The sequence below is a fragment of the Pelagicoccus sp. SDUM812003 genome (genome assembly GCF_031127815.1).
Classification (GTDB): domain Bacteria; phylum Verrucomicrobiota; class Verrucomicrobiia; order Opitutales; family Opitutaceae; genus Pelagicoccus.
Genome location: NZ_JARXHY010000001.1, coordinates 77828 through 93331 on the forward strand (window position 1 = coordinate 77828; position 15504 = coordinate 93331).

At 53.7% G+C, this 15504-nt stretch carries 7 protein-coding genes; 4 read left to right on the plus strand and 3 right to left on the minus strand.

Annotation, left to right across the window (positions count from 1 at the left end; genetic code table 11):
• Positions 1–1046 precede the first annotated feature (1046 nt).
• The 3 genes from QEH54_RS00300 to QEH54_RS00310 form a co-directional block, all read right to left on the minus strand.
• A complete protein-coding gene (locus tag QEH54_RS00300; RefSeq protein ID WP_309016606.1) occupies positions 1047–2627 on the minus strand; it encodes an MFS transporter in 1581 nt (526 codons plus the stop codon).
• A gap of 255 nt (positions 2628–2882) precedes the next feature.
• The gene (locus QEH54_RS00305; protein ID WP_309016607.1) at positions 2883–6212 is read right to left on the minus strand and encodes an ATP-binding protein; all 3330 of its coding nucleotides are present in this window, start codon (positions 6210–6212) and stop codon (positions 2883–2885) included.
• A gap of 181 nt (positions 6213–6393) precedes the next feature.
• Positions 6394–7368, minus strand: a complete 975-nt coding sequence (locus tag QEH54_RS00310) for a helix-turn-helix domain-containing protein (RefSeq protein ID WP_309016608.1) — start codon at positions 7366–7368, stop codon at positions 6394–6396.
• Between the two features lie 208 nt (positions 7369–7576).
• Between QEH54_RS00310 and QEH54_RS00315 the strand changes: the two genes are divergently transcribed.
• The 4 genes from QEH54_RS00315 (at position 7577) to QEH54_RS00330 (ending at position 14112) form a co-directional block, all read left to right on the plus strand.
• Positions 7577–9253 (plus strand): sodium:solute symporter family protein, encoded by a 1677-nt coding sequence (locus QEH54_RS00315; protein WP_309016609.1) that lies wholly within the window; start codon positions 7577–7579, stop codon positions 9251–9253.
• Positions 9254–9276: 23 nt separating this feature from the next.
• Positions 9277–11562, plus strand: a complete 2286-nt coding sequence (locus QEH54_RS00320) for an FAD-dependent oxidoreductase (protein WP_309016610.1) — start codon at positions 9277–9279, stop codon at positions 11560–11562.
• Positions 11563–11573: 11 nt separating this feature from the next.
• Positions 11574–12782, plus strand: coding sequence for a hypothetical protein (locus QEH54_RS00325; protein WP_309016611.1), 1209 nt, complete (start codon positions 11574–11576; stop codon positions 12780–12782).
• A 154-nt stretch (positions 12783–12936) separates the two neighbouring features.
• Positions 12937–14112: a family 16 glycosylhydrolase gene (locus tag QEH54_RS00330; RefSeq protein WP_309016612.1), complete on the plus strand. Its 1176-nt coding sequence runs from the start codon at positions 12937–12939 to the stop codon at positions 14110–14112.
• Positions 14113–15504: the final 1392 nt, after the last annotated feature.

Sequence of the window (15504 nt, forward strand, 5' to 3'; positions counted from 1 at the left end):
CGGAAACGGGTCGCTTTGCAAATACTGAATGATTGTTTGGACGTAGTGTTTTTTGCTAGCAGTGTGCTTTTTACACGGAATAGGCAGGCGTGGACAAGAGTCACCTATTTCGAAACTGGACGTTTTATGGGTTCGAATGCGGAGCATTTTCGAGTTCTTTTGCAGTTTCCGGAGAGCACATCTTGACCGGAGGCGGATATGCACCTCGACCAAAATAGCAGGCCTATGCACGGCCGCATTGCCGCGGTGGCAGATGTGGTCTTTGATTAATTTCAATTGTGGAAGGATAGATGCTGCAAAACGTTTTTGTCCAGACGAGGCAAATGTCAGTGGTGGGGATCAGCACGGATGGAGAAGCTCGCCAGTTTTAAGCGGTTGAAATCAGTGCTTTAGATTCTGTGGCGATAGATTTGTCGCGGAATAGTGTTCGTCACTGCGAAAAGCAGTTCGTTTAGCGACATGGGGTGCCCATTTGGGGGACTATCGTGCTAGTAGCCGAAATAGGCGTAGAAGCAACTATTCGAGCCGGTTGGTTGGAATAGAGAGTCGAGTGAAGAAGTGGGGCTTTGGGATGTGACAGCTGAGCTCCTTCGAGAGGGAGTCCAATTCGTTTTGAAGTTACGACGTAGTTGCGGTGGCAAGCAACTGGTCGAAGTCGCTGGCTTCTGTTGTAGCCTATCACGCCCTTTGCTTCCCTGGGCTACGGCGTTCTGGGTTTGCCTTGTTGTCATGTCCAAACTCTGGATACGAAATGTGACGTTAGGTAGTCCCGCCACACTTGTATCGGCGTTTGCTGTTACAGGTCGGGAGCGGAATTTTGGCTAGCTTAAACCTGTTGTAGATTCGAAGAGCAAAGAATTTGGATGTCAAGTTGGGCTAGCTTGGAATCCGTGGAGAGTAGGAGAAGGGAAGCAAAGCGCGCGTGGGTGCGTCATGGAACAATGGATGTGTATTCTCCTATGCGGACAGTGTTGACCGACCTTGATTCAGCGATCTCGGTGCCGGCTTGGTAAAACTGTAGAGCCTCCTGCTCTCGAGGGATATTGCTAGGCCTTGTTGCTTAGTCGTTCGATTTCCGCTTCTATTTCTTCGATGCTTTTCCCTTTGGTTTCAGGGGTGAGCTTGGCTAGAGCGATCATACCGAGGAGGCAGAAGGTGCCGTAGATGATGAAGGTGACGGTCGAGCCGAACCATTCGATTTCAAGAGGAAAAAGCTGTTGTACTACGATGCCGCCAAAGATAGTGGTGACCCAGGCGCAACCGGTGATGGCCAAGGCACGCACTTTAGTTGGAAATAGCTCGGAGAAAAGGATCCACAGTACGGGACCCGCGGAGAAGTTGAAAGCGCAGACGAATAGAACGATTCCAGCGAGAACGAGTACTGCGTTCATGGATACGCCATGTAGCATCACGGCGCTTTCCACTTGGTTGTAGACATCGGCTCCTACAGAATCTCTTATCGCTGATTTGAAGGTCATTTCGTTGTCGAAGACTTGGCCGATCAATTGGGAGAGCCCTGAGGGGTCGATTGATTGAGGGATCGCTTGTACGACCTCTGGCGTGACTGAATAGGTGGCGGATCCGAATCCGTAGGCGACCAGTAGCCATCCGGAGGCGCAGGCGGCCAGACCGCCAATAAGTATGATTCGTCGACCTATCTTGTCGATGACTAGAATCGCGAGGAGAGTGAAGAACATGCCCACCAGATTAATGATGAACTGGTCGAGGAGTTTGGTTTCGCCGCGACCGGCGTATTCAAAAATCTGTGGCATGAAAGATTGTAGCGGATTCATGCCGGTCCAAGGTTGTACCCAGGCTAGGATGAGGCCAACGGCTAGGGCGACCCATAGCTTCCGACTAAAGAGGAGTTTAGCTTGTTGGGCGTAGTTCAGGCTATGGTGGATGTCCTTGAGATTTCGCAAGATTTCGTCGAGCTGTTCCTGCACCTTATGGGCGGGTGTTATCTTGGCCAAAACGCTTCTTGCTTGTTCGGTCTTGTCGTTGAGGACGAGCCAGCGTGGGCTTTCTGGTATGGTCAGCAAGAGGAGGAACCAGATTATTGCGGGTAGAGTTTCGATACCGAGCATCCAACGCCAAGCAGTTTGGTCGTTCAGAAAGATTGCCGAAGCCCAGTCTACATTTGAATTTCCAATATCAGCGATGAGGTAATTCAATCCCGACCCCGCAAAAATGCCTACTGCGATATTGAGCTGATTGGATCCGACTAGTTTTCCACGTATCTCGGGTGGAGCGATTTCACCGATGTACATAGATGCTAGAGATAACGACGTGAATGCGAGGCCTCCGATAAGGCGGAAAAGAAATAGGGACCAAAACCCCCACGAGAGGGAGGAACCTATTGCAGAGATCGTGTAGAGTGCTGCGATGACCAGAAGGGTCTTCTTACGGCCGATGCGATCGCAAACCCATCCAGCGAAGGCGAGAGCTGCCAGCGCTCCCCAGCCCGGACCTGACGCAATAAGACCTTTTTGAGCGGCATTGAGGCCAAATTGAATTTCGGTGTAATCGAAGGTGCCCGCGATGAGAACTAGGTCGAGGCCGAATACGAGTCCGCCGATTGCGACGATGAGCGAGAATGCGAAGGCCTTCTTGTTTGGGTGTGACATTTTGATTTATGGATTGACCGGGTAGATCAGCAATTGGGGTTTGATCAGAAGGACAATCCCCTTTGGGTCATGACGCTTCCTAGTTTGTAATGCATGTTGTATGCAAAAAAACGACAGTCAACAGCCAACCCCCGCTTGTTTCCCCAGGATTATGCAGGGCTTTCAGATGAAGCTCAGGGTCGTCGACGAAGTCGCGGGGCCTGATGTCAGCAACGGGAGAAGGGTGCGTTATCAAGAAGGGGGGCTCTCCAATTATCACGCAGCGGAAAACGCAGTTGTTTTCCTTTCAAATGGTATTTTGAGTGTGGCTTTGGCTCCCTTGTTTACACCATGGCTAGTGAGCGAAAGTCGTCCGCCGAGACGTTTAGCTGAATTGGCAGCTGAGTGGAGCCCGAAACCATGTCCATTCGTCTTTGTTGTGAATCCGTGTTGGAAAACGTTGTTTTGGATTTTGGCTTCTATACCGATCCCGTTATCGTGGATGCCTAGGCAGATATACATAGAGTCCTTGCTGGGACTTGCAGTAGCCGCTATGGAGCCTAGCTCGACTTTTCTTTCTTTTATTGCGTCTAGCGAGTTGCTGACAAGGTTTACGATTATATCAAGGAGTTGGCTCCTATCCGATGTCACTGTGATGTCCTCCGAAATTGTGTTGCAGAATTCAATTTTGCTCGCGAATGGATCGTTGCAGACTATGGAAACTGCGGTCTCAAAAAGGTCGTAGAGATTCACCTCTTCGATCACTCCAGTATTCTTCGCATGGTTTTGTTGTTCAGAAACGATCCGCTTGATATGCTGGAGGTCTGACTCTATCGATTTCGTTTCACATGAAAGCTCAGCAATTTCTTCGTCGATGGCTTTCGAGAGGCTTGTTAAATACTCGGGTATTTTGCAGCCGCGTGGATCCGTCGCTAAATAATTCGCTATGTCTCGCTGATTCTCTTCCAATAGTGCCGCAATGCGCCGTAGTTTAAGGGACTTTGAGGCTTCCAAGGTCCTGGCTATCACATGGACGCTCGTATTGACGCTATTGAGAGTGTTGCCGACGCTATGGAGGACGTTGATGGCGACTTCCGCTTTGCCGGCTGTCCGAGCGGTATCGACTAAGTGATTTTGAGCTTTCTTCAGTTGTTCGAGGGCCTCGGTGAGCGAGCTTGTTGTAGATTCAAGTGCGATCGTTTTTTCTTTTAGTTCTTCGTTTCTTTCGGTGAGCAGAGAGGCATGCTGTTCTAGTTCGTTGGTTCGCTCTTGCACTAGGCGTTCTAGCTTTCTTGCTTTCCGGGTCTGTTGACGTGTCGCCAATCGGACGATTAGCAAAATAAGTCCCAGAAGGCAGGCAGCGTAGAATAGAAGCGCGATAGGTTTCGACCACCAAGGAGCTTCTAGTTGAAACGGGAACTCGTAGATCTCGCTGTATTGCCCGGTTGCGGTCTGAGCTCGTACCTTCAGCGAATATATTCCAGGAGAAAGATTTGTTATTTCTCTAAATGGTGCGTCTGAGAAATCGGACCAATCCGGGTCCAAGCCTTCGAGCATTGTTTGGTACTGATGGCGTCCTACTGCGTCGAAGTGTTGAAAGGATATTTCGAACCGAAGCGAGTTCTGGGACGGACCTAAGACAAGTGAGTTTTCGCTGTTGGTAGTCGTTGGCAGCAGTTCGCCGTCTTTTAACGACTGCAGACGCTTAATTCGGGGCTTTTCACTTACGCCTGAGGTTGGCCCGTAGGGGTCAGTCGCTCTGATCAGTCCAAATGTACCGCCAATCCATGCGATCCCTTCTTGATCGATTGTCATGCACTTAGCTCTCCCGTTTACAGCGTTTCCTACTGTTGCGATGTCACCTCGGACTCTTATGCTTGGTCTCAGTAGTGTTTGGCCGCTCCTAGGATTTACCGAAACGTAAGCTAGCTCGTCATTGTAGCCGAATATCTGTTCGAATCCCATGGGCTCTTGGCCAGGGAAGTAGATCATCTGTGGATCTATTTCCCATTTTTTGCTACCAGTATTCCACACGGAGCAGGGGGTTGTGTTAAGGTAAACTCGATCGTTAATGAGGGCGACGTGGCTCCATGCTCCATTGAGAGTGGCCGGCATTGAAAACAGTTCGATCTCGCCTTCGCCCCCGGGCGATAAAATCAGTCTAGCGATTTGATTGCCGCCTGTGCTTCCCCAAATGTAGCCGTCTGAGCTTTCGGCCATTGAGAAGATTTCATTTCCCGCAGCCGAAATTACGTTTTGCTCCCGCCAATGGCCGTGCTCTCTCTTCATGACGACTATTCCCCTGTAATTGCCAGCGAGCATTAGGTGTGGAAAAGCCGAGGGCTGCCAGAAATTCGTGCCTCCTTCTTGGGATATCTCGTATATCATGCCGTCTGAACGAAGGGCCTTGAGGTAATTCCCTGCGATAAAGAGATGGTCTTCATGTGCTTTCAGATCAGAGATCCGACGGGTTTGGTCTATTTCCGAAAATGGGGCGGAGGATTTGGACGGGCTTGATGCGATAAGTCCTGCCTCAGTTCCTAAATAGACTCGTCCGTTGAAGATCTCGATCGCATTTACGGTCTCCGTAACTCCCTGTCGCTCGTCGTAGATCAATGTTCGGAAATCTGTAGATATTCGAGTGAGATGATCTTTGCTTGCTGCCCAGAGTCCACCTTGCCTGTCGAGGCCCACCCGGTTAACATTTCGATCGTCTAGACCCTGGTTTTGGGATAATTCGAGCACTAGATTTCCCAGTTTGTCGTAAGCCAATATTCCTTTACTGGACGTCCCGAAGGCGAGCTCCCCAGCTCTTACTTCAACGAGATCCTGGACGCTAGTTGATTGGGCTAAAAGGGACTCGTTACCTCTCCAGGCTTGCGATATCATTCCGTCGAATGAGACAACTTGATTGTTTTGTGTGAGTATCCAAAAGCCACCCTCTGCCCTTGGCGTTATAGCGTGTGGCCAGCTGTAACCTACTGGCTTGAGAACTTCTTGCATTTCTGAGAGAGTATTGGTTCCCGCATCCCACCTGTTGATGCCCGCATCAGTACCTCCAACTGTAAATAAAGTCTCTCCGATTACGAAAAGTTCTCCCGCCCAGTTAGACAATTTTATCGATTTATGTGTGCCGTCACCTAGATCGACGGCAAGAGTGTCAGCCCAAAGGGCGAATCGTTGCTGATTCAGTTGTGCGACCGATTGGACCGATTGCAAAACTTCTGCGAATGGTAAGACTTGGACGTCGTATGTGCCCAGCCGATTATTCTCAACTCTTACCGCTCCTTCTGACGTGGCGAGAATCGACGCTTCGTTAGAGATGTTTACAATTCGCTCTGGCCAGTTGACGCCCGAGAGTCTGCTCCAGCGAGTACCATCGAAGATGTGTAATCCGCTCTCGCTCAGAATGGCGAGGTCGCCGTTTGGCATTTGGTCTATAGAGTGTACTCTGCCGCGAATGCCGGACTCGAATGGGTAGACGGTCTCGAGTTTGGGAATCCCCTCTGATGCCATATGCTTGAGTTCGGTTGAGGCTCTCGCGACATAAACGATGAGCAAGTTTGCAAAAACCGCGATGATTAAAGATTTTGGGTGGAGATTCACGAATCAAACTTACGAGATATTGTGCGCAATCTTGAATTTGAGCCAGCCTATTGCGAACTGCTCATCTTCTTTCGTCCATATTTTACTAGCCGATTGTGTGCGTTAACTATCTGCTTGTTGAGAAGACTAGTCATCGCTGTGGCTTTGAATTCTCAGATGACTTGCCAAGGCATTTGTGCAGCTATCGATAGGCTCGCGGAGATTTGCCCATCACCTTCTTAAATAGTCGGGAGAAATAGAAGGGATCGGAAAAGCCGAGTGCTTCTCCGACTTCGGCAACGGAGAGTTGGGTCGTGGTGAGCAGTTCGCAGGCCCGTTGTATTTTCAGCCGATTGAAGTAGTCGATGGGCGTGCTCTGAAAGCGCTTTAGAAAGAGGGCTCCGAAATGGTTGGGGCTGAGGTGGGCGAGTTTGGCGAGTTCGGAGAGGCTGAACTTCTCGCTGACGTTGCGATGCATGAACTCGATGGTTTTGTCCAGATTCTCGTCGACGCTGCGCGATCGCGGCTCGGCGGCCCGCATGCGCAGGTGGATAAGCGAGAGGAGGTGGCTGAGGGCTCCGGAGGTGGCGAGCAGGTTGGCGTAGGTGTGCACGTGGCTCATTTGCTTAAACACCTGCTCGATCGCGATGGTGATTTCCTGCCGGTGGGAGAGGTGGAAGACGGGCGTGCCGGCTGGCTTCGCGAGCAGCTTGGTGTAGGCGGCTGTCTGCCGGCCTTGGAAATGGACCCAGTAGGGTGCCCAGGGGGCGTCGGGGTTGGAGCCGTATTTGTGGGGCAGCGAGCTGGGGATCAGAAGGGCGTCGCGTTCGGCCACGGTGTAGCTTTGCTCTTCGATTTCGATCCAGCCTTGTCCGTTGGTGGAGTAGAGGAGGATGGTATCGTCGCTGCCGTTGGGGCGGTGGATGTAGTGGGTGCCGACGGCTTGGTGGTGGCCGACTTGCGTGCAGAGGAGGTCTTCGGTGATGGGGGTGTTCAGGTAGGCGGCGGTAAGTTCCTTAGACAGGTCGGCGAGACGCATGCCCGGCGCCTGGCCGCGTTGCACCTTGTAGGCGACCTTGGGGGCGACGTCTTCAAGGTAGCGGTACTGTCGGCGGTTGCTGCGCATGAGGAGCTCGACCTCCTCCTCGCAGCGGATCTGCGCTTTCGACTTCTGCATTTCGGGGTATTGTCCATGTCGCGACTTGTATTGTCCATGGCGTTTTTTTTCTGGGCCTGTTATTCTCCTGCTGAACCCCGAATTGCCCTATGTGTAGATTGTCCCTCCCGATGCTGAGTTTGATTCTTTCAAGGCGTTGCCTGCGAATCGCGGCTACCCGATAGGTGAGACGAGCACGGAATTCCACTGGAAATGATGTATTCGAGAAATGACGACAATTGACTATATTGTAATCATCGTATTTTCGCTCGGGGTGTTCGTGGCGGGCATGTCGTTTTCCCGTTCGGGGAAGAACCTGAAGACCTTTTTCGCGGGTGGGGGAGAGGTGCCTTGGTGGATCAGCGGACTTTCGCTGTTCATGAGCTTCTTTTCGGCGGGCACGTTCGTAGCCTGGGGTTCGCTTGCCTACATGCACGGGGCGGTGTCGATCTCGGTGCAGTGGACGATGTGCCTGGCTGGCTTTATCATTGCCGGATTTGTTGCGGCGCGGTGGCGTCGCACAGGGGTGTTGACGGGCGCCGAGTTCATAGGCGCCCGTCTTGGGGAAGGGGTCAAGAAGGCCTATTCGTATCTGTTTCTGGCGATCTCGGTCTTCACGAGCGGGGCCTTTCTGTATCCGGTGGCTAAGATCGTGGAGGGAGCGACGGGCTTTCCCTTCGAGTACGTGGTGGTGGGAATCGCGACGGCGATCATCATCTACACGGCGGTGGGCGGCCTTTGGGCGGTGATCGTGACCGATGTATTGCAATTTGTGATACTGAGCGCGGCGGTGTTGATCATCGTGCCTCTGGCCTTTGACAAGATCGGGGGGGTGGGCGAGTTCTTCGAGGCGGCTCCGGAAGGCTTTTTCGGACTGACCACTGAGGAGTATTCGCCGCTGTTCATGCTCGGGTTCGGCCTCTACAACCTTTGTTTCATCGCGGGCAATTGGGCTTACGTGCAGCGCTACACGAGTGTGCGCACGCCCAAGGATTCGCGGAAGGTGGCACTGCTGTTCGGCTGCCTGTATTCGTTCAGCCCGGTGATCTGGATGATGCCTCCGATGCTGTACCGCATCTACAACCCGTCGCTGGATATCGCGAACGGGGAGGCGAACCATGCCTACATGCTGATGGCCGGCGAGGTGCTGCCCCAAGGCATGGTGGGACTGATCGTAGGGGCTATGATGTTTGCGACCGCCAGTTCGGTGAATACCACGCTGAACATCGTGTCTGGAGTCTTCACCAATGATTTGTACCGGACCATGAAACCGGAAGCGCCGACCAAGGAGCTGATCTTCGTGGCGCGGGTGACCACAGTTTTCTTCGGGATCGTCGGGATGTTGGTGGCTTTGTCGGTGGACGCGATGGGCGGCATTCTGGACGTGATCTGGACGGTAGGCGGCATCACGGGCGGGGCGATGTACATCCCGCCGTTGTGGGCGCTCTTTTCCAAGCGACACACGGGAAAGACGGTGTTGGCGGTGAGCGTAGCCTGCCTTCTGGTCAACTGCCTGTTCAAGTTTAACGGGTACGTGACCCTTACGCAGGCTCAGGTGCAGATTCTTGGCTCGGGCTTGCCTCTGGTACTGATGGCGGTGTTGGAGTTGGCCCTGGCGCGAAAGGGCGACTCGAGCGTATCCTTTTCTGAATACGAACGGAAGCGTCTTGAGCGGATGAAGGACCTCGATGCGGCCCAGCTTCAGGAAGACCGGGCGGAAGCGAATCTGGAGAACCGGCACGGGGTACGGGTCATCGCATTGGGCATTCTGGCGACTGGCGTCCTGATTGCGGCGCTCGGCGTGGCGGGCGAGACGGGGCGAAGCTTGGTGACGGGCGTGGGGCTGGTTCTGGTGGTCCTAGGTGGTTGGACCGTAAGCGCGACGCGCAAGGCGCCGAAGGGCTGAGGCGAGGATGAAATTTTGTTGATATGATCAAAGAAGGTTTTTCGGAAGAAAAGAGGCAGCTTCGCGAGGTCGAGTTGACTGCGGAACTCGTCGTAGTGGGGGGCGGCCTGGCGGGCGTTTGCGCGGCCATCGCCGCTGCTCGACGCGGGGTGGATACGGTGTTGGTCCAGGATCGTCCGGTGCTGGGGGGCAATGCTTCCAGCGAGGTGCGTTTGTGGGCCTTGGGAGCGACCTCGCATATGGGCAACAACAATCGCTGGTCGCGCGAGGGCGGGATTATCGACGAGATCCAGGTGGAAAACCTATACCGCAACCGGGACGGGAATCCGCTCATTTTCGATACGATTCTCTTGGAGAAGGTACGGGAGGAGAAGCGAATCCGGCTGCTCTTGAACACGGCGGTCTTCGATGTGGAGAAGAAGGACGCGAAGACGATCGAATCCGCCCGAGCCTTCTGCAGTCAGAATTCAACGCTTTACCGGCTGAAGGCGCCGTATTTCTGCGATGCGTCGGGCGACGGGGTGGTGGGATTCGCAGCGGGCGCCGCGTTTCGCATCGGAGCGGAAAAGGAAAGCGAATTTGGAGAGAAGTTCACGCCGAGCGAGGAGTACGGGGAGCTGCTGGGGCATACGATTTATTTCTATACGAAGGATGTCGGCAAACCGGTGGACTACGTTGCTCCCTCCTTTGCTATGAAGGACATTGCCCGTATTCCCAAGTACAAGTCGATCACGGTGAAGGACCAGGGATGTAAGCTTTGGTGGGTCGAGTTTGGGGGTAGCCTGGATACGATTCACGATTGCGAGGACATCAAGTGGGAGCTTTGGAAGATCGTGTATGGAATCTGGGACTACATCAAGAATTCCGGCCTGTTTCCCGAAGCTCGCGACCTCACCTTGGAGTGGGTGGGAACGGTACCCGGAAAGCGTGAAAGCCGTCGTTTCGAAGGCGACCACATGTTGATCCAACAAGACATCGTGGAGGGGCGTTCGTTCGAGGATGGGGTGGCGGTCGGAGGGTGGTCGATCGATCTGCATCCGCAAGACGCGGTGTACCGCGATCTTCCAGGCTGCAACCAGTGGCATGCTAAGGGCGTCTATTCGATTCCTTACCGCTGTTATTACAGCCGGAATCTGGACAATCTCTTTTTGGCGGGACGCATTATCAGCGCTTCCCATGTGGCTTTTGGCTCGAGCCGGGTGATGTTGACCTGCGCTCACGGTGGACAGGCGGTTGGCGCTGCGGTTGCCCATTGCCTTGAGGAGGGACTCGCCCCGAAACATCTCTTGGAGACTAAGCGCATGCGGGCCTTGCAAAACGACTTGAATCGAGAGGGGCAGGGAATCGTGGATACGCCACTTGAAGGTGACGGCGACCTGGTGCAGGCGGCGTCTATTCGCTTCTCCAGCGTAGAGCCGTTTGCCGAACTCCCTGCTTCCGCGGACCAGTGGGTCGATCTGAAGGTGGCAGCCGGGCAGTGGGTGCCGATGAGTAAGGGGACGGCTTGCCGGGTCTCGGCAATCGTCGATAGCGAATGTCAAGGCTCCCTGCGGGTCCTTTTCCGGACGCCGAATCGTCTTGGGCGCTTTACGCCGGAGCGCACCGTCGCGGAGTCGCGTTTCACTATTGAGAAAGGGGAACAGCGAGTCGAGGCCGAGTGTCCGGGAACGCTGGAAGAGGATCAGTATGTTTTGGTTTCCTTCCATGGCGAAGAGGGGATACGCGTCAAAGCCAGCGAATCGCTGGTGACGGGCACTGTATCCGTTTTCAATGACGGAAACAAAGCAGTCTCTAGCAAGGGCGCCCAGACACCGCCTGAAGGCATCGGGGTGGATGCCTTCGAGTTCTGGTGTCCTCGCCGCCGTCCGGCGGGCCAGAACCTGGCGCTTCGCTTCGATCCGCCTCTCGCTCCCTTTGACGAAGCTCAGCTGAAAAGCGGCAGTTTTAGGCCTTTAGCGACGAGTAATGCCTGGGTAGCGAGCCGTGATGACGAGGATCCCACGCTTAGCATCGATTTCGGGAAAAAGGTCTCCGTGGGGTCGATCTATCTGTATTTCGATCCTGACTACGACCATGCGATGGAGAGCGTACAAATGGGGCATGTGGATCGGGTATCGCCTTTCATGGTTCGCGACTACGAGGTCTGCGATGCGGAGGGCAGGTTTCTGTATGGGAAGAAAGGGAACTATCAGACGATCAATCGGATTCGCTTTGAGCAAAGGGTCGAGGTGAGCGGGTTGAGAATTAAGTTTTCACCGACCTCCGATCGGGCAGCGACAGCTCTGTTTGGCGTACGGGTTTACGAATAGAGGAAGAGAAGATGAATCAAGAAAGAGGATACAACGAACTGGCGCAGCTCTCTGCGTTTCCATGGGACATTCCACAGACACGGCCCGAGAGGCCGCTAAGCGCGGCGTTCGATCGCTTGTACGCGAACTATCTGACGCCCCGTCCGGAGGACAACCCTTTGTTTACCAGCTTCAAGTACACGCGGCTTGAGGGATTCGACTATCGGGATGGCGATGGCTCCATAACTCGCCGCGATCCTTCGAAGATCATCTACGAGAACGGGAAGTACTATGTTTGGTACACCAAGCGTGATACGATCTGTCCTCCGCGTGGAGCGGTTCAATGCACCGATGAAATTCCGTCGACGGACTGGGACCTTGCGGAGATTTGGTACGCGACTAGCGAGGATGGGTTTACCTGGAAGGAGCAAGGAGTGGCAGTCACTCGTTCTGCTAAACCGCAGGCCGGTTGGCGTTCGGTAGCGACGCCCGACATTCTCAAGTGGAAGGGAAAATACTACTTGTACTATCAAGCCTTTCTGGAGGCCAGCGGCACGAAGGGGGATCATTGCCCGGTGGCGGTGTCGTATTCAGATTCGCCTGACGGTCCTTGGAGTGCGGTGGAGGGAATCACCGTTGAGAACGGGGAGCCGGGAACCTGGGACCAATTTTCCATTCACGGCCCATCGCCGATTGTCTATCGTGGCAAGATCTACCTGTATTACAAGGCGGCCTTTGGCGATCGTCCGGACTATCTCGTCGGCCTAGGCTTGGCAACGGCGGACGATCCGCTTGGTCCTTTCGAGAAGCACCCGTTGAATCCGGTGATGAACTCGGGGCATGAAACCACGTTTTTCCCCTTCGGGGAGGGGGTTGCCGCTTTGGCCATCCGCAATGGAAATGAGGCGAATACGATTCAGTATTCAAATGATGGAGTCAATTTCGAGGTGGCTGCGGTGTCTACCCTGTTTCCTACGGCCGCGAAGGCTTACGATCCCGATGCGTTCACCGATTCCGGGGATGGCCGCGGCATCGAATGGGGGCTGTGTCATTTCACGAATGCCGGATCGCCGGGCAATAAATACGGTTTTCTCGCCCGTTTCGATTGCTCGCTCCGGCGTGACCGCCGCGATCCCTTGATGAAGAACACGCAAGTCAACATCCACCCGGATGTGTATTTCAAGCTAGGGTTGACGGTGGAGCAGCGATTGAAACGAGGATTGTTGGAGAAAAATTACTGAGAAAAAAATACAAAGAGGCGCAAATATGGAAAAAAATGGGAAAAGGTGGAACGTCGAACTCTTAGCTATTGCTTTGGGGGCATGGGGCGTCGGAGCATGGGGGGGGCAGGTTCCTGCATCATCAGAGAATAGTCGATTGGGACAGCCAATCGACATGTCCCGTTTCGAACTGGCTTGGGAGGACGAATTCGATTATCCGGACGAAGAGCTGGACGAGAGATGGATCTCTCAGAACGGTCCGACAGAGAACGAATGGGTGCTTTGCAGTCGATGGCGAGACAACGCGGTGGTGAAGGATGGCGTATTGCATTTGGAGGCTCGCAAGGAAAGTCGAGGAGGCCAAGACTGGACGGCGGCGAGTATCTGGACCAAGGACCAATTTGGATACGGCTACTACGAATGCCGCTACAAGTACGCTGGCGCCTACGGGACCAACAATTCATTTTGGCTTTGGCCGAAGCAAGGCGTACCCGAGGGCGAAAAGGCGTGCGAAATCGATATCAACGAGGGGCACTATCCGCACATCATCAATACGAACGTGCACAATTGGACCGATACGATAGAACTGGAGAACGGCAAGAAGATCCACGAAGACAACCAGTTGCATCACACTTTGCTGGGAGAGCCGGTGCATTCGATCGAGCTCGACCATCCGGTTAAAGCGAAGGCAGTTCGCTTGCGGTCTTCAAATCCTGCCTCGATTCATATTCGAGACTTACGGATTCTAGGACCGGCAAATGCGTATCCGGAAGTTGGAACGGTTGGGAACGAAGCGAATCTTGCGGTGGAGGTAGGGGCTAAACTAACGACTAGTGGAAGTTTTTCGGGAACGTATTTCGCCCCGATCGATGGAAAAGTTTCTTACGCGGTGGATGGCGATCCGACGACCGCTTGGGTTTCAAACAAGCATCAGGAAAAGTGGATACAGGTGGATTTTGGCAAGCCTCGAAAAGTGGGAGCGGTACAGTTCCTTAACGGGTGGGTGCAGGAGGATGGAGCGACCAGAAACCTCATGAGCGATTACGTGCTCGAGTATCAGACATCGGGTGGCAAGTGGAAGAAGCTCGTTCGCTATGACGCCTCCGTTTTGGGCGATTATGCAGAAGAGTTTCACACCTATGGTCTGCACTGGACGGAAGAACGCATGGATTTCTATTTGGATGGTAAGCTCTTCCACAGCCAGGAGAACAAGGTCTGCTTCAGCGAGACGACGATTTTGCTGAGCTTGGCGCTTTTGAAGGCTGATATCGCAGGCCCTATTACCGACGCAATCGATGGAAAAAGCATGAAGGTTGACTTTGTGAGATATTATCAAGAGCGAGGCGAGTGAGTGTCGGACGAGTGATAGTGTCTTTTCAGGTCGGAATAAGGGTCATGTTGAGTTTTGGACGATAAAGACTAGATAGCAGAATTGCTCACTGATTGGAGTTGCGACTTTTCGGTGTTTGCGAGGGGAGCATGATTGCGAAGGTAATTTTCGAGCCCATCGCATGAAGCATATAGGGCTAGCCTATCTGGCGAATTCTTTCATGTGCTGCGCACTGTTGACCCAATAGTGACAGTTTGAAATAGTACTAAATAGAAAATTGAATATAGAGGATGAAGTCCCTAAGAGACTGTACAATAAGTCCTAGTTTGCGAGTCTTCTAGCCATGAGTCTGATCATCGCCAAGTGTATCATAGCCTCCGAGGAGCAAGCCTTGGACACCCGATCGATGACCAGCCGTCCTTGCTGCGAGAGCTAGTCGAAGGTCCGTTCGACCACCCATCGGCGCGGCAGCAGCATGAAGCCCTCGGCCTTGTCGCTTCGCCGGTCTATCTCCAGCTCGAACTTGTGATGTCTCGGGATCTCTGACACCCATGCGACGAGCTTCCCCCGCGTATCCCGCGTCGGCCCAGACCTTGCGCAGCTAGCACAAGCCGGTCTCGAGCTTGCCTAGGACCAGTCGAGCCCCGTCCCGGTCATGGACCGACGCCGAGTGGAACAACGAGGCGAGCACGAGTCCAAGCGTGTCCACGAGAAGATGCGCTTGATTCCCTTAACCTTCTTCCCTGCATCATATCCGCGAAGGCCGGGGAGACCAACAGCTCGCACGCTTTGCGAGTCGATGATCGCGGCCGTGGGAGCTTTTTTTTACCGGCAGCGGTAGCGGACAAAGCCTCCAAGCTCGTCGTGGAGCTTCTGCCAGACCCCCCGGGTTCCTCTATTTCGAGAAGTAGTGGTAGCAGATGCGGCCAGGGCGGCAAATACTTGGGCATCATCCTCCAGGCGATGCCGCTTCGCACCAGATAGGACATCGCGTCGAGCACGCGACTTTTCTCGTAGCGTGACGGTCGGCCGAGCTTGCTCGGGCTAGGTATCAGGGGCTCGATCACGCTCAACTCCTCGCTGGTCAGGTCGCTGGGATAAGGCTCTTTTTCCATCGACTCCCCATCTTGCGAAGCTTTCGGGGAAAAGCGCTAACAAAGTGCAACAACCGTCGAAAAAAAAACACCCATTTTTCAACTTATTGGACAGTCTCTAAGTTGCAAACGATTCCCCAGCCGGACAGCTCTGACGCTGAAGAATGTGCAGAAACATTCGGGAAAGCGGGTGCTGGAAGAATTCGTCGTAGTGTCTAGCTACGGTCCTATCGTACTCACTCATCTATCCTTTATCGATCAGATGTTGCCGACGCAAGGCGGTTTGCCCCGAGTCAATGCCGGCCTCATAGAGGCCAGA

Coding starts and splice junctions, on each gene's coding strand:
- QEH54_RS00300 (WP_309016606.1), bottom strand. CDS start 2,627: ATGTCACACCCAAACAAGAAGGCCTTCGCATTCTCGCTCATCGTCGCA.
- QEH54_RS00320 (WP_309016610.1), top strand. CDS start 9,277: ATGATCAAAGAAGGTTTTTCGGAAGAAAAGAGGCAGCTTCGCGAGGTC.
- QEH54_RS00315 (WP_309016609.1), top strand. CDS start 7,577: ATGACGACAATTGACTATATTGTAATCATCGTATTTTCGCTCGGGGTG.
- QEH54_RS00330 (WP_309016612.1), top strand. CDS start 12,937: ATGTCCCGTTTCGAACTGGCTTGGGAGGACGAATTCGATTATCCGGAC.
- QEH54_RS00310 (WP_309016608.1), bottom strand. CDS start 7,368: ATGCAGAAGTCGAAAGCGCAGATCCGCTGCGAGGAGGAGGTCGAGCTC.
- QEH54_RS00325 (WP_309016611.1), top strand. CDS start 11,574: ATGAATCAAGAAAGAGGATACAACGAACTGGCGCAGCTCTCTGCGTTT.